General features: G+C 69.3%; 17 protein-coding genes and 1 pseudogene. 8 read left to right on the top strand and 10 right to left on the bottom strand.

Going from position 1 to position 17,637, the window contains the following annotated elements; all coding sequences use genetic code 11:
- Window positions 1–20 precede the first annotated feature (20 nt).
- Window positions 21–770, top strand: a complete 750-nt coding sequence (gene ydfG, locus ACFOD4_RS17185; protein WP_379598381.1) for a bifunctional NADP-dependent 3-hydroxy acid dehydrogenase/3-hydroxypropionate dehydrogenase YdfG — start codon at window positions 21–23, stop codon at window positions 768–770.
- A 32-nt stretch (window positions 771–802) separates the two neighbouring features.
- Here ydfG and ACFOD4_RS17180 read toward each other — a convergent pair whose 3' ends face one another.
- The 5 genes from ACFOD4_RS17180 to ACFOD4_RS17160 form a co-directional block, all read right to left on the bottom strand.
- Entirely contained in the window at window positions 803–3,130 is a 2,328-nt protein-coding gene (locus ACFOD4_RS17180) for a bifunctional diguanylate cyclase/phosphodiesterase (RefSeq protein WP_379598379.1), read from the bottom strand.
- Window positions 3,131–3,293: 163 nt separating this feature from the next.
- Entirely contained in the window at window positions 3,294–3,584 is a 291-nt protein-coding gene (locus ACFOD4_RS17175; RefSeq protein ID WP_379598377.1) for an Hpt domain-containing protein, read from the bottom strand.
- Window positions 3,585–3,689: 105 nt separating this feature from the next.
- Window positions 3,690–4,949, bottom strand: coding sequence for a multidrug effflux MFS transporter (locus ACFOD4_RS17170; RefSeq protein WP_379598375.1), 1,260 nt, complete (start codon window positions 4,947–4,949; stop codon window positions 3,690–3,692).
- Window positions 4,950–5,050: 101 nt separating this feature from the next.
- Window positions 5,051–5,908: a TIGR01459 family HAD-type hydrolase gene (locus ACFOD4_RS17165; protein ID WP_379598373.1), complete on the bottom strand. Its 858-nt coding sequence runs from the start codon at window positions 5,906–5,908 to the stop codon at window positions 5,051–5,053.
- Window positions 5,905–6,966 (bottom strand): quinone-dependent dihydroorotate dehydrogenase, encoded by a 1,062-nt coding sequence (locus ACFOD4_RS17160; RefSeq protein WP_379598371.1) that lies wholly within the window; start codon window positions 6,964–6,966, stop codon window positions 5,905–5,907. Before ACFOD4_RS17160 ends, ACFOD4_RS17165 begins: the two co-directional genes overlap by 4 nt.
- A gap of 149 nt (window positions 6,967–7,115) precedes the next feature.
- Between ACFOD4_RS17160 and ACFOD4_RS17155 the strand changes: the two genes are divergently transcribed.
- Both ACFOD4_RS17155 and ACFOD4_RS17150 read left to right on the top strand, forming a co-directional pair.
- Window positions 7,116–7,946: a DMT family transporter gene (locus tag ACFOD4_RS17155; RefSeq protein ID WP_379598369.1), complete on the top strand. Its 831-nt coding sequence runs from the start codon at window positions 7,116–7,118 to the stop codon at window positions 7,944–7,946.
- Between the two features lie 80 nt (window positions 7,947–8,026).
- Complete coding sequence (locus ACFOD4_RS17150) at window positions 8,027–8,233, top strand: YgaP family membrane protein (RefSeq protein WP_379598367.1); 207 nt, start codon at window positions 8,027–8,029, stop codon at window positions 8,231–8,233.
- Window positions 8,234–8,337: 104 nt separating this feature from the next.
- On the opposite strand, the gene ACFOD4_RS17145 is transcribed toward ACFOD4_RS17150, so the two are convergent.
- Entirely contained in the window at window positions 8,338–9,249 is a 912-nt protein-coding gene (locus ACFOD4_RS17145) for a tetratricopeptide repeat protein (RefSeq protein ID WP_379598365.1), read from the bottom strand.
- On the opposite strand from ACFOD4_RS17145, the gene ACFOD4_RS17140 reads away from it, so the two are divergent.
- Together ACFOD4_RS17140 and hemA are read left to right on the top strand one after the other, a co-directional pair.
- On the top strand, window positions 9,227–10,192 hold the full coding sequence (locus ACFOD4_RS17140; RefSeq protein ID WP_379598364.1) for a Rossmann-fold NAD(P)-binding domain-containing protein: 966 nt from the start codon (window positions 9,227–9,229) through the stop codon (window positions 10,190–10,192). The two genes, ACFOD4_RS17145 and ACFOD4_RS17140, sit on opposite strands and share 23 nt — an antisense overlap.
- Before the next feature lie 47 nt (window positions 10,193–10,239).
- On the top strand, window positions 10,240–11,445 hold the full coding sequence (hemA, locus tag ACFOD4_RS17135) for a 5-aminolevulinate synthase (RefSeq protein ID WP_379598362.1): 1,206 nt from the start codon (window positions 10,240–10,242) through the stop codon (window positions 11,443–11,445).
- A gap of 1 nt (window position 11,446) precedes the next feature.
- Here the strand turns inward: hemA and ACFOD4_RS17130 are convergent, their stop codons facing one another.
- A complete protein-coding gene (locus ACFOD4_RS17130) occupies window positions 11,447–12,571 on the bottom strand; it encodes a glycosyltransferase (protein WP_379598361.1) in 1,125 nt (374 codons plus the stop codon).
- Here ACFOD4_RS17130 and ACFOD4_RS17125 point away from each other — a divergent pair.
- Window positions 12,570–12,731 (top strand): hypothetical protein, encoded by a 162-nt coding sequence (locus ACFOD4_RS17125; RefSeq protein ID WP_379598359.1) that lies wholly within the window; start codon window positions 12,570–12,572, stop codon window positions 12,729–12,731. The genes ACFOD4_RS17130 and ACFOD4_RS17125 overlap by 2 nt on opposite strands.
- On the opposite strand, the pseudogene ACFOD4_RS17120 reads toward ACFOD4_RS17125, so the two are convergent.
- Both ACFOD4_RS17120 and ACFOD4_RS17115 read right to left on the bottom strand, forming a co-directional pair.
- A pseudogene (locus ACFOD4_RS17120) lies at window positions 12,728–12,928 on the bottom strand (tautomerase family protein); the annotation flags it as partial. The gene ACFOD4_RS17125 and the pseudogene ACFOD4_RS17120 overlap by 4 nt on opposite strands.
- A gap of 30 nt (window positions 12,929–12,958) precedes the next feature.
- Window positions 12,959–14,125: a M20/M25/M40 family metallo-hydrolase gene (locus ACFOD4_RS17115; protein WP_379598358.1), complete on the bottom strand. Its 1,167-nt coding sequence runs from the start codon at window positions 14,123–14,125 to the stop codon at window positions 12,959–12,961.
- Here ACFOD4_RS17115 and ACFOD4_RS17110 point away from each other — a divergent pair.
- Both ACFOD4_RS17110 and ACFOD4_RS17105 read left to right on the top strand, forming a co-directional pair.
- Window positions 14,124–15,029: a hypothetical protein gene (locus tag ACFOD4_RS17110; RefSeq protein WP_379598356.1), complete on the top strand. Its 906-nt coding sequence runs from the start codon at window positions 14,124–14,126 to the stop codon at window positions 15,027–15,029. The genes ACFOD4_RS17115 and ACFOD4_RS17110 overlap by 2 nt on opposite strands.
- Window positions 15,030–15,192: 163 nt before the next feature.
- Window positions 15,193–16,539: an amidase family protein gene (locus tag ACFOD4_RS17105; RefSeq protein ID WP_379598355.1), complete on the top strand. Its 1,347-nt coding sequence runs from the start codon at window positions 15,193–15,195 to the stop codon at window positions 16,537–16,539.
- 32 nt (window positions 16,540–16,571) lie between these two features.
- On the opposite strand, the gene ACFOD4_RS17100 is transcribed toward ACFOD4_RS17105, so the two are convergent.
- Window positions 16,572–17,570: a Bug family tripartite tricarboxylate transporter substrate binding protein gene (locus ACFOD4_RS17100; protein ID WP_379598353.1), complete on the bottom strand. Its 999-nt coding sequence runs from the start codon at window positions 17,568–17,570 to the stop codon at window positions 16,572–16,574.
- Window positions 17,571–17,637: the final 67 nt, after the last annotated feature.

Here is a 17,637-nt window from a genome sequence, read left to right as displayed (position 1 = left end):
TTCAAGCGGAGCTTCGCAGCATGATCATCCTCGTCACCGGTGCGACCGCCGGTTTCGGCGCCGCCATTGCGCGCCGCTTCGCCGCCGACGGCGCCCGCATCATCGCCGCCGGCCGGCGTGCCGATCGGCTGGAGGCCCTGGCCGCCGAGCTCGGCGCGGAGCGGGTGCATCCCATGGTGCTCGACCTGCGCGACACTGCCACCCTCGCGGCTGTTATCGCTGACCTGCCGGCCGAATGGGCGGAGATCGACGTGCTGGTCAACAATGCCGGACTCGCCCTGGGGCTGGAGCCGGCCCAGCGCGCCAGCCTCCCCGAGTGGGAAACCATGATCGACACCAACGTCAAGGGGCTGGTCGCCATGACCCATGCCGTGTTGCCGGGCATGGTGGCGCGCAACCGGGGCCACATCGTCAACATCGGCTCCACCGCGGCCGAATGGCCCTATCCGGGCGGCAACGTGTATGGGGCCACCAAGGCCTTCGTTCACCAGTTCAGCCTGAATCTCCGAGCCGATCTCGGCGGCACGGCCATCCGGGTCACCGATGTTCAGCCCGGCCTGGTGGGCGGAACCGAGTTTTCCAATGTTCGCTTCGGCGGCGACGATGCCAAGGCCGCCAAAGTCTATGAGGGCACGGAGCCCCTGACGCCCGAGGATATTGCCGAGACTGTGCACTGGGTTGCCACACGGCCCGCGCGGATGAACATCAACACCCTCCAGCTCATGCCGGTCTGCCAGACCTTTGGGCCGCTCATGATCCGGCGCGGCTGAGGCCGAAGGTTAGCCGGGCACGGGAAGGTCGGTCAGGCGGCTTCCTTGCTGGTGTCCGGGAAGTCCAGGGCCTGCACCGGGAGAGGACGGCCGAGCAGGTAGCCCTGGGCCTCGGCACAGCCTTCGTCACGCAGGCTGTCGAGCACGGCCGAGGTCTCCACACCCTCCGCTAGGACCGGAATGCCCAGGCCGCGTCCGATGCCGAGCACGGCCCGCAAAATGGCACGGGCCTGCTGGTTGCTGTCCACCTCCGGCATGAAGCTGCGGTCCAGCTTGATCTTGTCGAACGGAAAGGCACGCAGCGTCGCCAGCGAGGAGTGGCCGGTGCCGAAATCATCCATCGCCACGCTGACGCCCAGCGATTTGATCTCTCGCAGCATCTCCAGCGTGCGTGCCGGATCCTGCATCAGGGTGGATTCGGTAATCTCCAGCTCCAGCCGCGACGGCGGCAGACCGGTCTGCCGCAGCACATCCGCTACCAGCGCCGGGAGGCCAGGCTGGCGGAACTGCACGGGCGAAAGATTTACCGCCACCTTGCCCAGCCTCGGCTCGGCGACGGCCTGGACGCAGGCCGTGCGCAGCGCCCATTCGCCCAGCATCAGGATCAAACCGGTTGCCTCGGCCACGGGGATGAATTCGGCTGGTGAAACAAAGCCCCGGACCGGATGTTGCCAGCGCATCAGCGCCTCGTGGCCGGAAACGCGGCCAGTGCCAGTCTCCACCTGTCGTTGGTAGTGAAGGCTCAGCTGCCCCGCCCCGGGCGCCATGCGAAGGTCATCCGCCAGTCGCCGGCGGTCCCGCACCACCGCATCCATTCTCGCCTGGTAGAAGCAGATATCGGCCGCCGGCGTCGACTTCGCCCGGCGCATTGCCACATCGGCATTGGCCATCAGAGCCTCGGCGTCCCCGGCATCATCCGGAAACAGGGCGATCCCGATGGCGGCGGTGGTGCCTGAACCCTGCGGCCGTGCCTTTGTTCCGACCTCAACCATCGAAGCCGCCAGACTTTGCACCTCATGCAGCTCAGCGAAGGGCAGCAGCAGCACGAATTCATCACCGCCGAGGCGGGCCGTCAGGCCGCCGGGCGGCGTCAGCGCCGCCAGAACCGCCGCATAGTCGCGCAGCAAGGCATCTCCAACGCTGTGACCATGCAGGTCGTTGATTTCCTTGAACCTGTTCAAACCGATGCGCAACAGGGCCAGCCTCCGCCGTGCGAGTCCGGCATCCCTCAGCACGGGATCGATCTGCTGGCCGAAGCCGCTGCGATTGGGCAGGCCGGTCAGCGCGTCATGCAACGCGAGATGGCGCAACCGGCGCTCCTGCTCCCGTCGTTCCCGAAGATCACGCAGGGCGAACACCCGCTTGCCTGGCAGCGGAACGTTTTCCCGAACCACCAGCTCCACATCCACCAGGCTGCCATCTGGCCTGCGCAACTGCGTCTCCACCGTGGCCTCGCCTTCCGGCATGACCAGCACGGGCAACAGATCGCCCGGCATCTTCTGTCCCATGAGCTGCGTGCGGGAGAGGCCGGTCAAGGCCTGCAGGCTGGCATTCGCTTCGACGATGCGATCATCCTGGATCACAGCCAGACCTTCGATCGCGGAATCCACCAGGCGGCGCATGCGGAGCAGGTCCTCAGCGCGATTCTGATGGTCGATCAGCCAGGCCGCGGCGGTGGCTGACATGACCATCAAGGCCACCAGCCCGATGGCCAGCGCAAGTACCCCATGGCCATTGCCCTGTGCCCGGAGGTCGTAAGGCAGCGGCAGCAGCAGCACTGCGCCCATGCCGGTAAAATGCAGTGCCACGATGCCGAGGCAGAACAGCAGCACCGCCCCGGCCAAATCCCATCCGCCGCGCTGTGTCAGCGCCTGGGACAGTGCTGCGACGCAGAGCAGCACTGACAGTAGAACGGAGGCTGTCAGCAAGGGCAGGTCGTAGAGCAGAATGCCATTGGCACCGAAGGCTTCCATGCCGGTGTAGTGCATGGCGCTGGCGCCCAGCCCGAACACAGCGCCGCCCAGCATGGCCGCGGCCGGCAAACTGCTGATGGCCAGGGCAAAGCCTGCGGTGGCGGACAGGATCACCAGCACCAGGGAAGCAAGCGTCAGCAGGGGTTGGAAGCCCAGGTAATGAGCGGGCTCATAGGCCAGCATGGCCACGAAATGAGTGCACCAGACCGCCGAGCCCGCGGTCATGCCGCCCATCACCAGCCATCCGGCCCGGGCGCGCGCCGTGGCGGCGGCGGCACGGCGCAGCACTCCCAGGCCGATAAAGGCGCCGCCGATGCAGATCACAGCCGCCAGCACCACCAGCTTGGCGTCATGTTCCTGTGTCAGACAGGTCCAGACCCGATCCATCCGGCGAAGTGCCTTTCTTCCCGATCCAAACGGCTCCGCGAACGGTGTCCGGCGGAAGCCGGGCTTATCCTCCCAGCTAGACTATTTAATGCGTAGTAGCGTTGCTGAATTCTTTCTTTGTGTGGTTTTTTCGCCGGAAATTCTGCCGCGCGCCCTCGAAGCCTCAGGAGGGATGTCCGCCGGTCACGCCGTCCGCCAAGACATCGATGGCTTCGCAGGCTTGCAGGATGGCCGTGCGCAGAGGCGGATACATCGGTGCCGGATCGGCAGCCTCGTCCATGCCCTTCCTCGCCAGCCGCTGGATCTCGGTGGCGCCGATGCCGCCTGCGGCACCAGCCAGGGCATGCGCCGCACGTCGGAACCCGGCCTTGTCGCTCCGCCGTACCGCTTCACCCATCTCCTCGCCAAGGCGGACGAGATCGAGCCGATAGGTTTCCAGCACAAGCAGGAACACCTTTGCGGGCAACTCAGCGGCGAGCTGTTCGGTGATCTGGGGATCGAGGCACTTCACGCTTCGACGGTGACGCAGGGCTGTGCCGCGGTCAACGCGAACCGTGCCTCACCCGGCGGCGCGAGCACCGCGCATGGCTAACTGGGCTCCCAACGCGCAACCGGCCATGGCCGCCGCCGTGCCGATCCCGGCGCCGAATTCCAGGGCCGAGGCTACCAGCGTCATCGCCGCGCCGGTTCCCATCTGCAGAGCGCCGATCAGGCCGGAGGCGGTGCCAGCCAGTTGCGGCCGCACGCTCACCGCCGCGGCAACCGCGGCCGGCTGCGAGATGCCGTTGCCGATCGCCACCACCGCCATGGGCAGGAAAAACAGTGCCAGCTGCGGCGGCATGAGGCACTGGATCAGCACCCCCAGCAACGCCCCGCCCGAGCTGAGCAGCAGGCCCCAGCGAAGCATCCGTTCCAGCCCCATGCGGGCGGAGAAGCGCCCGGCGACATAGGAGCCGATGCCGAACGCGACCGAGATCGCCATGAAGGCCAGCGCATAGGCCCTGGCCGAATGCCCCATGCCATCCATGACCACGCGGGGGGCACCTGCGGTGAAGGCGAAGAACACACCCGTGCTGCAGGCCGTGATCGCGGTGTAGCAGCGAAAGGAGCGCAGGCGGGCAAGCTGCCAGTAAGCCTGGGCCATGCCGGCAAGGCCCGGCAGGGGCTGCACCACCGGCAGGGTTTCCGGCAGGCGCAGGAAGGCCACCGCCAGCATCACCGCGCCGAACAGCACGCAGGCCAGCATGATGGAGCGCCACCCGAGAAGGATGCCCAGCTCGGCCCCCAGCAGCGGCGCCATCATGGGGGCCACCGTCATGCCCATCATGACGAAGCCGATCTTGCTGGCGGCCTCGTCGCGCGGGAAGACGTCGCGAATGATGGCGCGGGACAGCACCATGCCGGCACAGGCTCCCGCCGCCTGCGCAGCCCGCGCGACGATCAGCCAGCCGATCGACGGCGCCACCAGGGCGGCGACCGAGCCCGTCAGGTAGATGAGCAGCCCCACCAGCAGCACCCGCCTGCGGCCAAAATGATCCGAGAGCGGGCCGTAGATGAGCTGCCCCAGCGCCACGCCAATCAGGTAGACAGTCAGCGTCATCTGCGCCGTGGCGTAGGGCACAGTGAAGGCGCCGGCCAAGGTCGGCAAGGCGGGGATGATGATCTGCATGCTGAACGGGCCAAGGCCCATCAGCAGGGTGAGCAGCCAGGTGGCGGGGATGCGGCGTGGCCGGGCCGAGCCCGGAGAGGCTTGGCCGGGTAGACAGAGGGGGTCTTCCGCGACTGGTGGATGTTCCGGGGAAACGTCTCTCGGGCTCATGCCCTCAGCCTAGGGGCTTGCTGCCCATGGGCGCCAGCGCGGCCACCATGCCAACAGGCTCCGGCGGGTCTGCCATGTGCTGGGCGCGGCGCCAGCTGCTCTTACCAGCGCAGCGAGCGCAGCGCCGCCACGGGCTGCACGCCCTCGCGCGCTGCTTCCTCATCCAGCGCATCGGGCGACGGATCCGGCCCGAAATGATCGCCCGCCAGGCCGGTCAGCGCCCACACCGGCGCCACGCCCACCGCCATGGCGCCCGCAAGGTCGGTGTGAGCCGTATCGCCCACCGCCACGATGCGGTCCTTCGGAACCGCCAGTGCCGACAGCACCGTCTCGTAAACCATGGGATCGGGCTTGCCGATCTCCATGACCTCGCCGCCCAGCTCCATGTAGATGTCGGCGAACGCACCGGCGCAGATCAGCCGCTCGCCGCCCACCATCACGGCGCGGTCCGGATTGGTGCAGACCATGGGTAGGCGCCGCGCGGCCGCGGCTTCCAGCATCGGCCGGTACGGATCGGTGCTCAGCCGGCCATGCTCGAAATCCGGCCCGGTGTTCAGCACGAAATCGGCCGCTGCGGCGTCGCGGGAAACCGGGATGTCCAAGGCCTCGATCACTGACAAGTCGCGGTCCGGCCCGATGTGGAACGCGGTCCGCCCCAACTTGGCGAAGAAGGGATGGGTACGGTCGCGCAACAGCGTCCAGGCCACCTCGCCCGAGGTCACCACGCCGTCAAACAATTCCGGTGGCAGGCCCATGTCCTCCAACGCCTTGGCCACGGTCCAGGACCGGCGCGGCGCGTTGGACAGCAGCACGACCCGCTTGCCGCGCGCACGCAGCTCGCGCAGCGCCTCCACCACACCGGGATAAGGCTTCTCCCCGTCATGCAGCACGCCCCAGATGTCGAGGATGAAGCCGTCATGGTCCTCGGCAAGGGGCGCCACGGAATCCAAGATCTTCATCGGGCGTCAGCTCCTACGGCTTCATGAACGTGGCGGAACCCGTCGCGCTTCAGCAGCGTGGCGAGCTCCTGCTTCAGCCGAGGCACCAGGGCGGGGCCTGCATAGGCGAAGCCGGCGTAGAGCTGCACCAGTGACGCGCCGGCACGGATCTTGGCATAAGCCTGCTCGCCGGAGGCAATCCCGCCGCAGCCGATCAGGGTCAGCCGGCCCTGCGCCAGCCGGAAGACCCGGCGCAGCAGCTCAGTGGAGGGAGCGAAGAGCGGTTGACCCGACAATCCACCCATTTCGCCGCGATGCGCGCTTCTGAGGCTGTCGGGCCGTGCAACCGTGGTGTTGCTGACGATCAGCCCGGCCACACCCTGGGCCACGCAGTTTTCCACTAGCCCTGGCAGCGCCTCATCAGCCAGGTCGGGCGCGATTTTCACCAGCACGGGGGGCTGGCGCGGCGCGGCGGCGCGGGCGGCCGCCACCGCTTCCAGAATGGCGGCCAGCTTCGCCTCCCCCTGCAGGTCGCGCAGCCCCGGCGTGTTGGGGGAGGAGACGTTGATGGCGACGTAATCGGCCTGCGGCGCCACGGCGGCATAGAGCGAAGGGTAGTCGTGCTCCGGCTCCGCACCTTCCTTGTTGATACCGATATTGGCGCCGAGCACCGCAGGCAGGGGCCGCTTCAGCGCCGCCAGCCGGACAACGAAACTCGCCATTCCCTCATTGTTCATGCCCATCCGGTTGATCACCGCCGCGTCCTCCGGCAGGCGGAACAGGCGCGGCTGCGGGTTGCCGTCCTGTGGGCGCGGCGTGGTCGTGCCCGGCTCCACGAAGCCGAAGCCCAGCCGCATCAGCGGACGCACCGCCACGGCATTCTTGTCGAAGCCGGCCGAAAGCCCGATCGGATTGCGGAATGCCAGCCCGAGCGCCGATGTGGCGAGCACCGGGTCGTCGGCCGTGCGATCGCGCCCGACCAATCCCAGGCGCAGCATCTTCAGCGATAGGTTGTGGGCACGTTCGGGGTCCATGCCGCGCATCAACGGCATCAGGGCGGAGGCGAGAGAGGGGGTCATGTCAGCCTCGCTTGTGCCCTGCCCGCGCCCGCAAGGAAAGCGGCCTTTTGCCGCGCCGCGGGATGGACAGGGGCGGCGCCGCAGGCCAGAAGCCGGCGCGAAGCCTTTGGCCGGGGAGGGATGGAGTGCGTCTCGGGGGATCGGTGGCCATGCTGTCAGCGCTCGGCCTGTTCGCTGCGCTGGACGCCAACAGCAAGCTGCTTTCAGGCGCTTATCCGGTGGCGCAGGTGGTCCTGGTCCGGCTGGTGGTGGTTCTGGCTTTGCTGCTGGCCGCCCGGCTGGTGCGCCCCGGCACCGGCGGCGAACTGGGCACCCGCCATCCCTGGCTGCACCTGTTGCGCGCCGCTGCCATGCTTGGCTCGGCCTTCGGCTTTTTCCAGGCCCTGCGGGAGATCCCGCTCGCCGAGGGTTACCTGGTCTACTTCACCGCACCTTTCATGACGCTGGCCCTGGCCGCCCTGGTGTTGAACGAGAAGCTGCCTCGCGCGGTGTGGCTCTGGAGCGGGGTCGGCTTTCTGGGCGTGCTGGTGGCAATGGCACCCGGGCTGCAGGCCGGCGGCAGCCTGCTGGCCTATGGCTATGCCCTGCTCGGCACTGTGAGCTACGCTCTGGTGCTGACGGTGAACCGTTCGCTGCGGCACGAGGCAGGAGTGGCCCGGCTGGTGCTGTGGTCGGCCTTGCCAGGTGTCCTGGTGCTGCTGCCCTTCACCATCAGCGCCTGGGTACCGCCCCAGGGAGGGGACTGGCTGGCGCTGTCGGTGAACGGCATCTTCGCCGGGGCCGCCACCATCTGCCTGGCCGTCGCCTTCCGCCATGCCAACGCCGCCCAGCTGGCGCCGCTGGAATTCTCCGCACTGCTCTGGGCTATGCTGGCGGACCTCGCGATCTGGGGCGTGCTGCCGCAAACGGCGACCTTGGCCGGCGGCATCCTGGTGGTGGCGGCCTGCGTGATGAGCCAGCGTGCGCGGCACCACGCATGAGCGGCAGCCGCGCCTGATTTTGTTATTACATCGTTACGAAAATCCGTGGCCAGATGCGCCCATACTTAGCGAAGGGCAGGATGATGACGCTGGAGCGGATGATTCTTCTTGTGGCGGGCAGCGTGGTGCTGCTCAGCGTGCTGCTGGCCGTCTGGCATGACCAGCGCTGGCTGTGGCTGGCGGGGCTGATGGGCGCACATCTGGTGCAGGCCTCCTTCACCGGCATCTGCCCCGTGGTGCGGTTGTTGAAGCGGAACGGCTGGCCTTCGCGCGCCGGCTTCGCCTGACGCCTCAGCCCTGGGCCAGGGCCTTCGGCCGGGCGAGCTCGCGTCGCACCGTCCGCTGGTCCCGGGCGATCCCGATGCTCAGCGTCGTGGCCCGCAGCATGGGTTCAGCGCCGCCTCGGCCCGGCCTCGTTCAGCGCCAGGTTCTGCGCCGCCAGATCGGCCGCGGCGCTGTCCGGCGCCAACCGTACCACCTGCTGCCAGTCCCGGCGCGCGCCGGCCGTGTCGCCCTTCAACTGCTTCAGGATACCGCGCTCCAGCATCGCCTCGGCATTGCCCGGCTCCATCGCTAAGGCACGCTGCACATCGCGCATCGCCTCATCCGGCCGGTCCAGCCGCCGCAGCGCTGCGGCGCGAAATACCCAGGGCTCCACGCGCGCCCCGTCCTGGCGGATCGCCTGATCGAGGTCGATCAGCGCCTCGGCGTTGCGACCGAGCCCCGCCGCGGCCACGGCACGGTCCACCAGAAGGGCGGCATCCCCCGGCACGAGGCTGAGGGCAAGGGTGACGGCGCCATAGGAGCGGTCCGGCTGCGCAGCCAGCATCCAGGCCTGCGCCGCCTGGGCGTAGACTGAGGCACGGATGGCGGCGGGAGCCTGGGAGGCGGCGGCCAGCCGTTCCAGGCGCTCGGCGCCCCGCGGGGCGTCGCCAGCCGCCAGCAGGCCGAGGGCCAGGCAGTGTCGCGCCCCTTCGCCGCCACCCCGCGCTTCCCAGGCGGTGGCGCGGGCAATGGCACCCTCGGGATCCATGCGAAGCTGGGCCAGGCAGGCGTCGTAATCCGGCCCCTCGGCGAGCCGTGGCGGCTCAGGCGCCGACTGTTCCGGTAGGACCCCTCCCGCAGCGGCAGGCGAACCGCCACCGGGGGGCAACGTTGCGCCTGGGCTTTCGGCGGCGGAAGGCCGCGCCGCATCGCCCAGCAAAGTTGTGCCGGCCGTGAGCATGGCCAGAAGGGCAAGGGCGGCGCCGCCAAGCAGCGCGTTGCGAAGAGGAGCCCGCATGGCCGGCGAGACTAGCGTCATGGCCGGCCTTGCGCCACATCGGCCGTGTTGGCAGCAGGGGGTGGCGATGCATCTGGTGGTGGCGGGGCTTGGCTATGCCGGAACAGAGGTGGCGCGCCGCGCATTGGCCGCTGGCATGACCGTGACAGGCACGCGGCGCGAGCCGGAGGGGGGCGAGGCCGCCGACAGCGCGTCTTCCGGCGGCCCGGCCGTGCTGCGTTTTGCCGAAGCCGGGCCGGCGCTGCGGCATGCCACGCATCTGCTGGTCACCGCCGCACCGGGCGAGGCGGGGGACCCGGTGCTGCAGGCCCATGGTGCGGCCATCGCCGCCGCCGAGCGGCTTCGCTGGGTTGGCTACATGTCCACCACTGCCGTTTATGGCGACCTCGGCGGCGGCTGGGCGGAGGAGGCGACGCCACCCGCGCCGCGCCAGGACCGTGCCCATCGTCGCCTGGCGGCCGAGCGGGCCTGGGCTACCGCCCTCGTCGGGCGTGGCGCGGCGCTGGACCTGTTCCGCACTGCCGGAATCTATGGTCCCGGGCGGTCGGCGCTCGATGACCTGCGCGCCGGCCGGGCGCGACGGGTGGACCGACCGGGGCATGTGTTTTCCCGCATTCATCGCGACGACATCGCTGCCGCCATCCTGGCCGGCATCGCCCGCCCACCCGCGCCGGGGCAGGCGAGGGTCTTGAACCTGGCCGATGATGAGCCGGCGGCAGGGGCGGATGTGGTGGCCGAGGCGGCGCGCCTGCTGGGCCTGGAGCCGCCGCCGCTGGTGTCCTTCGCCGAGGCCTGGGAAGCGATGTCGCCCATGGGCCGCTCCTTCTGGTCGGAAAGCCGCCGGGTCCGCTCCGCGGCGACCAAGGCGGCCCTCGGAATTGAATGGCGCTACCCGTCCTACCGCGAGGGCCTGCGCGGCATCCTTGCCGCCGAAGCGGGGCAGGGGGGCGCGCAAACCGGGTGAAATTGCGCGCCGCCGGGGCTATGCCAGGGGCCATGGATACCCGGCAGATGCTGCGCGCCCATTGCGCGGGCCACCTCGACACGATGCGCGCAGAAGGCCGCTACCGTGATTTCGCCGCGCTGGAAAAGCTGGCCGACAGGTTCCCCGCCTATCGTTGGCATCCTGGCGGCGGCGCTCCACCGCGCGAGATCACCGTGTGGTCGTCCAACGATTATCTCGGCATGGGCTGCGATCCGGCCGTGCGGCAAGCGGCGGCCGATGCCATTGCCGCGCACGGCGCCGGCGCGGGGGGGACTCGCAACATTTCCGGCACCGCGCCGCTGCATGCCGGGCTGGAGGCCGACCTGGCGGCCTGGCACGGCAAGCCGGCGGCGCTGCTGTTCGGCTCGGGCTACATCGCCAATTCGGCGGCCCTGTCGGCGCTGCTCTCCGCCCTGCCCGGCACCATCGTGTTCTCGGACGCGATGAACCACGCCTCCATGATCGACGGCATCCGCCGCGGCGGCTCCGGGAAGCGCATCTGGCGGCACAATGATCTGAAGCACCTGGAGGTATTGCTGCGCGAGGCTCCGCCGGAGGCGCCGAAGCTGATTGCGTTGGAAAGCGTGTATTCCATGGATGGCGACGTCGCGCCGCTGCACGCGGTGTGCGACTTGGCCGACCGTCATGGCGCCATGACCTACCTGGATGAGGTGCATGCCGTGGGACTCTACGGCGCGACCGGCGCCGGCATCGCCGAGCGCGACGGCGCGACAGCGCGCATCGACATCATCCAGGGCACGCTTGCCAAGGGTGTGGGCGTGGTGGGCGGCTACATCGCGGGCGATGCGGCACTGGTGGACTATGTCCGCTCCACAGCGGGCGGGCTGATCTTCACCACCTCCATGCCGCCGGCCACCGCCGCCGCCGCGCGCGCCAGCATCCGCCGTATCCGGGACAATGCCGGGCTGCGGGAGAGGTTAGGGGAGCGTGCCGCCGCGCTGAAGGCGGCGCTGGACGTCGCCCGTCTGCCCCGCCTGCCGAGCGAGAGCCACATCGTGCCCATCCCCGTTCCCGGTGCCGGGCATTGCCGGATGGTGGCCCGGCGGCTGCTGGAGGAGTTCAGCCTTTACGTTACGCCGATCAACTACCCCACCGTTCCGCGTGGCACGGAAAGGCTGCGGCTCTGCGCCACGCCCTTCCACACGGATGCGATGATCGCGGCCCTGATCGCTGCCTTGTGTGCGGTGTTGCCGATGGTCCGGGAGCCGTAGCTCAGGCCGCCATACCGATTTCCAGCTCCGCCACCCGGAACCGGGTCGCCTCCGTGGCCCAGAGCCTGATTTCGACATCCATGCACTCGGCTTCCAGCTCGAAGCCGATGTTGAGGCTGGTCGCGCCGTTCAGGGGCAGGTCGAGCTGCTGCAAGGGTGCCAGGACGTGGTGCCCCGCGCCGCAAACCACATCCACCGCGCCGCGCAGCCGTTCGCACCCGCCTTCGGAGGGGCGGAGCCGGAAGGCGGCGGTGTAGCGGCCGGGTGACAGGGCCACATAGGGGCCGGAGATGACGATGCCCGGCTGCGGGCTCAGTTCCACCGATCCGTCCGCTCCGGGTGCGGCCGAGCCGTGCAGCCAGCCCTTGGCGGCCAGCTCCACGGCCGGAAAGCGGCGGCCGGCGGCCAGATCGCCCCGGTAGATGCCGCGCGCGTCGTAGATCTGCGCATAGGATGAAGCCACCGGGAAGCCCAGCGAGGCAAGGCCAGGCGATGTCTTGCGCCGCACCGCAACCAGCTCGCCCCCCGCGGAAACAAAGGCGAAGGCCTCGTAAGCCGCGCCGGGATTGACCAGCACCACCCGGCCATTCGCCAGCCCGCCGACCGTGGCCGAGGCCGCTAACTCCGCACCGAACAGGTTTGGACCGGTGGGGCAAAGCGCGTTGGTGCCGTAGTGCCGGCTGGCGGCATGGGCGCAGATGCGCTCAATGCAGCGGGCGAACACCGGCGCTCCGGGCGGCGACGCGATGATGGCGTTGTTGACGATCCAGGGCGCGGCGCTGTGGTTGTCGCGGAACACATGCAGCCGGTCGATCCGCGGCCCGTTCAGCAGCGGCGCCATGAAGAAATTCGACACGTCGCTGTAGATGCCGCCCAGCGCGTGCAGCAGGCAATAGCGGCCAAGATCGGCCTTGTAGGCCAGCGGCACCAACTCGTCGTAGGCGGCCACCACCTCGGCCCCGAAATGGGCTTCCAGGAACGCACGAAGAGATTCGTCGCCATAGAGCCGGTGGCGGAAGCCCGGATGCTCGTCGCGGAAGCTCTGCAGGTTCTGGGCGATCTTGAAAGGCAGTTCGCCGGCGAAATCAGACGTTCCGCCAGCCAGAAGAATGGAGTGCAGAGGCATGCCGGTCCCGGTTCAACGCGCACCGTCCGTTGGCCGGGTCCCACGTGGCCGGCAGGGCTACGTCTCGGATCTTCGACCTCCGGTGGAGAAGGGTGGCAAGATGCTGCGCCTCAGCTTGCGACGCAAGCCGATTTACCTCGCCGCCATCGCGTCAGCCTAGCTGCCGGGCTTGGCCTCAGAGGCCATCACCCCGGCATTTGCCCAATCCGACTTCGCCACCTCTGCGAAGACGATCTGCACGCTTTGGGGGGTGCAGCCGGCGTGTTGCACCAGGGCCTCGGTGATGGCGCGGGCGGTGTTGGCCTTCTGCTCGGCGGTGCGGCCGGGAAAGAGGTCGATGCGGACAAAGGGCATGGCGAAGGTCCTGCGTGGGTTGGAAGGGGGGGTTCAGACGCTGGCCAGCAGGCCTGCGAAAAGGCGGGCGCGCGGCACCAGGCTTGCGACCTGCACATGTTCCTGGAGAGTATGGATGCCGGCCCCCTGCACGCCGAGCCCGTCCAGGGTCGGGATGCCGAGCGCACCGGTGAAATTGCCATCCGAGCCGCCGCCGGCGCTGGCATGTGGCAGGGCGTAGCCGAGATGCCCTGCCAGGGCTTCGGCGCAGCGGTAAAGCTTCATCACCGCCGCATCCGGCTCCCACACAGGCCGGGTCACGCCGCGGGTGATCTCGACACCCACTTCGCTTCCCCCAGCCAGGCCCAGCATGCGCTGCACCGCGCTGTCGAGGTCGGCCTGGCGCTTCGCCATGGATAGCGCCTCGGCCTCACAGGTGGTGGTGACGCAGTTCACCCATTGCCCGCCGCGGATCACGCCCACAGAGAAGGTCGCGGCCTCGGTGGTCATGGCCTCGATGGCTTGCACCAGCCGGCACATCTCGCGGATCGCGCTGCGACCATCCGACAGGGCCGAGCCGGCATGGCTTGGGCGGCCGGTGGTCTTCAGGTTGAAGCGCGCGATGGCATAGCGGCCGGTGACCACGCCGCCATCGGGACGGGCTGGCTCCGGCACCAGCACCACCTCGTGCCGCGCCGCCTCGGCCTCGATCAGGTCGCGGGTGGAGGGGCTGCCGATTTCCTCGTCCCCGGTGAGCAGAAAGGTCACCGGGCGGCGCAGCGCGATCCCTGACTGGATGATCGCCGCCATGGCCTGCATGGCGATGTAGGTGCCGCCTTTCATGTCGCAGATGCCCGGACCGAAGCAGCGCTCTCCTTCCAGCCGAAAGGGCAGGACTCCAAGCGTGCCAAGCGGGTGCACCGTGTCCAGATGCGCCAGCACCAGGATGCCGCCTTCAGCATCGGCATCCGGGTGCGGGAAGCGCGCGCGAATGCAGTCGGACAGGCCCATCCGGCCTGGAATGCGCTCGATCCGCGCGCCGAGGATGGCCAAGTCGCGTGCCGCCAGGGACATCATCCGGTTCACCGCCGCCGTGTCGAAGGTCGGGCTCTCGCACTCCACCCAGGGGCGCAGCCCGGCCAGCAGCGCCTCCGCCTCGAAAGGCAGGGCCAGGGCGCGCTTGGCCTCGGAAGTGCAATCGGCCTGGAGGGTGTCGTCCATGATGCGCCTGTCCTTCTGCGGAACCGCCGTGCGTGCCGGCCTGGTGGAAAGCCTGCGTCGCGATGACGGATCGGGCAAGGGGGTTTGCGGAGGGTTGGCGATGCGGAACGGGGTGACGAAACGGGGGGGCACTGCGTTAAACCTAGCGCCGATGACCGACACCAGCCCCACACGCCGCATCGTACCCCAGACCGGGCCTCACCTCTGGAGCGGCGCCACGCTTTCCCCTTCGGATTGGATGCTGCCGCTCGGCGCCGAGGCCGGAACCGAGATCGAGGCCGCCCTGGCCGATCCGGCCCATCCCATGCCGCGCCTGACCCCGCTTCTGAGCGAGGTGGCGGATCGACTGGCGCACGGCATGGGCTTCTGCCTGATGCGGGGCTTGCCACAACTTGCCGACCCGGAAGCGCTGCTGCGCCTGCTGGGCAGCCGCATCGGTGCGCCGATCGCGCTGCCGCCAAGCCAGGGCGCGCTGCACGCGGAGCCTTGCGATGCATTGCTACTGCTCTGCTGCGCGCGGGCGGAGATGGCCCTCGAATCGGCCGCCGCCCGGCACAACGCCCTGATGAAGTCGGATCGCGCGGCCCTGGAGGCGCTCTACCGACCGCTCCCGCAGCGCGAAGGCCCGGATCGTCCGGTGTTCGTGTTGCACCATGGCGTTTTCGCCGCGCGGCTGGACGAGACCGCCGCCGCCGCGGAAGCGGCCGCAGCCCTGACGGCGCTGCGGGCAACGGCGGACCCGGCCTTGCCTCTCCGCATCACCCTGCATCCCGGCGACCTGCTGGCGGTGAACCCCTTCTTGGTCTGGGCAGGACGCCAGGAAGGCTTCACCACCCTGGCGCTGCGGATGGAGCCGACCCGCCTGATGGGACCGTTCGCTGTTCCTGCGGAAGACACGCGCTGAGCTTGGTCGGCGTGGCGAAGGGGATGATCTGGCGACTGCCAGACCCCCGCATCCGGCCCTGGAACCGGGGGCGACCCATTGGCCGACCGGCCCCTCCTGCACAGGGGTGATGCGGCAACGGCTTTGCTGGCATGGTTGCTGACCGCCACCCACAGGATGCGCCATGACACCCGAGCTTCGACCCTTCACCAGCCATGCCGCTGCCTTTGCGTCCGGTGCCAGGACACCGCGTGACTTCCTGGAAACCTGTCTGGAAGCCTTGGAGAACTGGGAACCCCGCATCGGGGCCTTCACCGCCACGGATGTGTCCGGCGCGCGCGCCGCTGCCGATGCCGCCACCCTGCGCTGGCAGGCTGGCCGCCCGCTCTCGGCCATTGACGGGATGCCGCTGGGCATCAAGGACATCATCGACACCGATAACCTGCCGACGCAGATGGGTTCGCCGCTGTTTGAAGGCCATGTGCCCCGCTTCACGGCGGCCAGTGCCTGGGCGTTGCGCGAAGCAGGAGGCGCCATCCTGGGCAAGACCGTGACCACGGAATTCGCCTCCACCAAACCGCGTGGAACCCGCAACCCCTGGGACGTGGCGCGCACGCCAGGCGGCTCCAGCAGCGGTTCAGGCGCGGCGGTGGCGGCAGGAATAGTGGCTGGTGCCCTGGGCACGCAGGTGGTGGGCTCCATCATCCGCCCTTCCGGGTACACGGGCGTCTATGGCTTCAAGCCCTCGGTTGGCGGCATCAATCGCGGCGGCAGCCTGGACATGCTGAGCCAGAGCACCACCGGCCCGATGGCGGCCAGCCTGTCGGATGCCTGGTGCATGGCCCGCGCCATCGCCGAGCGGGTGGGAGGTGACCCCGGATATCCTGGCCTTGCCGGCCCGCTGACACTCCCGGAGGCGCGGCAACCCCGGGCGCTGGCGCTGCTCCAGACCGCCGGCTGGTCGCTGCTGCACGCTGATGCCGCAGCCGCGCTGAACATCGCACTGGAGGCGCTGATGGCACGCGGCGTTGCCATCCTCACCGCTGAAGCCTGCCCTGAGCTGGCCGAGTTGGAGCGGCTGGTGGCCGATGCCAAGGCCCTGTCCAACGGCATCAATGCCTGGGAATGGCTGTGGCCGCTGGGTGCCTTCGCGGCGCGCGACGAGGCGGCGCTCAGCCCTTCGGCGCGGGACCGCCTGGCCGTGGCGCGGCACATGACGCGTGGCGATTACGTGGCATTGCTGGAGCGCCGTGCGACCGCCCGCGCCGTGCATGGCCGGCTGGCGGCGCTTTGCGACGGCATGATCAGCGTCTCGGCAACGGGTGCTGCGCCGGTCGGGCTGGAGTCGACCGGCGACCCGGTGTTTGCCGCGCCCGGCTCGGTGCTGGGCATCCCGGCAGTGTCGCTGCCGATATTGCGGTCGGAAGGCCTGCCACTCGGGCTGCAACTGCTCGGCTTCCAGGACAGGGATGCCGCGCTGTTCAGCCACGCCGCCTGGATCGAGGCGGCGATGCCGGCCCGGGAGGGCTGAGAAGGCCGGGGCAACGTCGCCCCGGCGGAGGGTCAGTTCACCGTCGCCCCCGAACGCTTCACCACATCGGCCCATTTGGCCACCTCGGCGGTGACGAACTTCTCATAGGCTTCGGGGCTGGTGCCGCCATCGGGTGTCAGTTCCGGCTTCATGCCGCCCAGGTCGGCGAGCTTGGCCCAGGTGTCCGGTTCCTTGACGATGGCATCGATCTCCGCACCCAGCTTCTCCACGATGGACCTGGGCGTCTTCGCCGGCGCCTGCACGCCGAACCAGCCGGTGACCTCGACACCCGGGTAGCCCGCCTCCGCCGTTGTCGGCACGTCCGGCAGGGCGGGGCTGCGCGTGCTGCTGGTGACGGCCAGCGCACGCAGTCTTCCATCGCGGATGTGGTTGATGGCGGAAGGCAGGTTGTCCACGGCGCACTCGATGCGGCCGGCCATGACCTCGGCCAGCATCGGGCCGGCGCCGCGAAACGGCACATGCGTCATCTGGATGCCGGCCTCCAGCTTCAGCAACTCTCCCGCCATGTGCAGCGATGTGCCCGCGCCGGACGAGCCATGATTGAGGTCCCCGGGCTTGGACTTCGCCAGCGCCACCAGCTCGGCCAGCGTCTTCACCGGCAGGGAAGGGGTGACGAAGATCACGTTCGGCACCCGGATCAGCAGTCCGACATTGGCGAGGTCGGCCGGCTTGTAGGGGATCTCACCGGCATAAAGCGCGTAGTTGATCGCGCCCGACGACACGGTCTGCATCAGGATGGTGTAGCCATCAGGATCGGCCTTCGCCACGGCATCGGAGCCGATGTTGCCGCCGGCGCCCGCGCGGTTCTCGATCGGGAAAGGCTGCCCCAGTCGCTGGTGCAGCCGGGTTGCCAGGATGCGCGCGGCAATGTCGGTGGTGCCGGCCGGCGCGAAGGGCACCACGAACTTGACCGGCCTGCTGGGCCAGGCGGCCTGCGCGGCACGTGCGCGAGGCGCGAAGGGAATCAGGGCGGCGGCGCCGAGCAAGGCGCGGCGGGGCAGGCGGGTCATGGACATCTCCTGGCGCTGCCGGTTCTTGAGAAGCCCGGCTGGTCCGTGGAGTCATGTCCCAAGGTGG

Origin of the sequence: Teichococcus globiformis, assembly GCF_042646265.1 — a bacterium.
GTDB classification, from domain to species: Bacteria; Pseudomonadota; Alphaproteobacteria; order Acetobacterales; family Acetobacteraceae; genus Pseudoroseomonas; species Pseudoroseomonas globiformis.
This window is presented reverse-complemented; position numbering and strand designations above follow the sequence as displayed.

What these genes read in the sequence shown, in the direction of transcription:
- ydfG (WP_379598381.1), top strand. Translation starts at nt 21, where the DNA reads ATGATCATCCTCGTCACCGGTGCGACCGCCGGTTTCGGCGCCGCCATT.
- ACFOD4_RS17180 (WP_379598379.1), bottom strand. Translation starts at nt 3,130, where the DNA reads ATGGATCGGGTCTGGACCTGTCTGACACAGGAACATGACGCCAAGCTG.
- ACFOD4_RS17170 (WP_379598375.1), bottom strand. Translation starts at nt 4,949, where the DNA reads ATGAGCCCGAGAGACGTTTCCCCGGAACATCCACCAGTCGCGGAAGAC.
- ACFOD4_RS17165 (WP_379598373.1), bottom strand. Translation starts at nt 5,908, where the DNA reads ATGAAGATCTTGGATTCCGTGGCGCCCCTTGCCGAGGACCATGACGGC.
- ACFOD4_RS17160 (WP_379598371.1), bottom strand. Translation starts at nt 6,966, where the DNA reads ATGACCCCCTCTCTCGCCTCCGCCCTGATGCCGTTGATGCGCGGCATG.
- ACFOD4_RS17155 (WP_379598369.1), top strand. Translation starts at nt 7,116, where the DNA reads ATGCTGTCAGCGCTCGGCCTGTTCGCTGCGCTGGACGCCAACAGCAAG.
- ACFOD4_RS17150 (WP_379598367.1), top strand. Translation starts at nt 8,027, where the DNA reads ATGATGACGCTGGAGCGGATGATTCTTCTTGTGGCGGGCAGCGTGGTG.
- ACFOD4_RS17140 (WP_379598364.1), top strand. Translation starts at nt 9,227, where the DNA reads ATGGCCGGCGAGACTAGCGTCATGGCCGGCCTTGCGCCACATCGGCCG.
- ACFOD4_RS17145 (WP_379598365.1), bottom strand. Translation starts at nt 9,249, where the DNA reads ATGACGCTAGTCTCGCCGGCCATGCGGGCTCCTCTTCGCAACGCGCTG.
- hemA (WP_379598362.1), top strand. Translation starts at nt 10,240, where the DNA reads ATGCTGCGCGCCCATTGCGCGGGCCACCTCGACACGATGCGCGCAGAA.
- ACFOD4_RS17125 (WP_379598359.1), top strand. Translation starts at nt 12,570, where the DNA reads ATGCCGGTCCCGGTTCAACGCGCACCGTCCGTTGGCCGGGTCCCACGT.
- ACFOD4_RS17130 (WP_379598361.1), bottom strand. Translation starts at nt 12,571, where the DNA reads ATGCCTCTGCACTCCATTCTTCTGGCTGGCGGAACGTCTGATTTCGCC.
- ACFOD4_RS17110 (WP_379598356.1), top strand. Translation starts at nt 14,124, where the DNA reads ATGATGCGCCTGTCCTTCTGCGGAACCGCCGTGCGTGCCGGCCTGGTG.
- ACFOD4_RS17115 (WP_379598358.1), bottom strand. Translation starts at nt 14,125, where the DNA reads ATGGACGACACCCTCCAGGCCGATTGCACTTCCGAGGCCAAGCGCGCC.
- ACFOD4_RS17105 (WP_379598355.1), top strand. Translation starts at nt 15,193, where the DNA reads ATGACACCCGAGCTTCGACCCTTCACCAGCCATGCCGCTGCCTTTGCG.
- ACFOD4_RS17100 (WP_379598353.1), bottom strand. Translation starts at nt 17,570, where the DNA reads ATGACCCGCCTGCCCCGCCGCGCCTTGCTCGGCGCCGCCGCCCTGATT.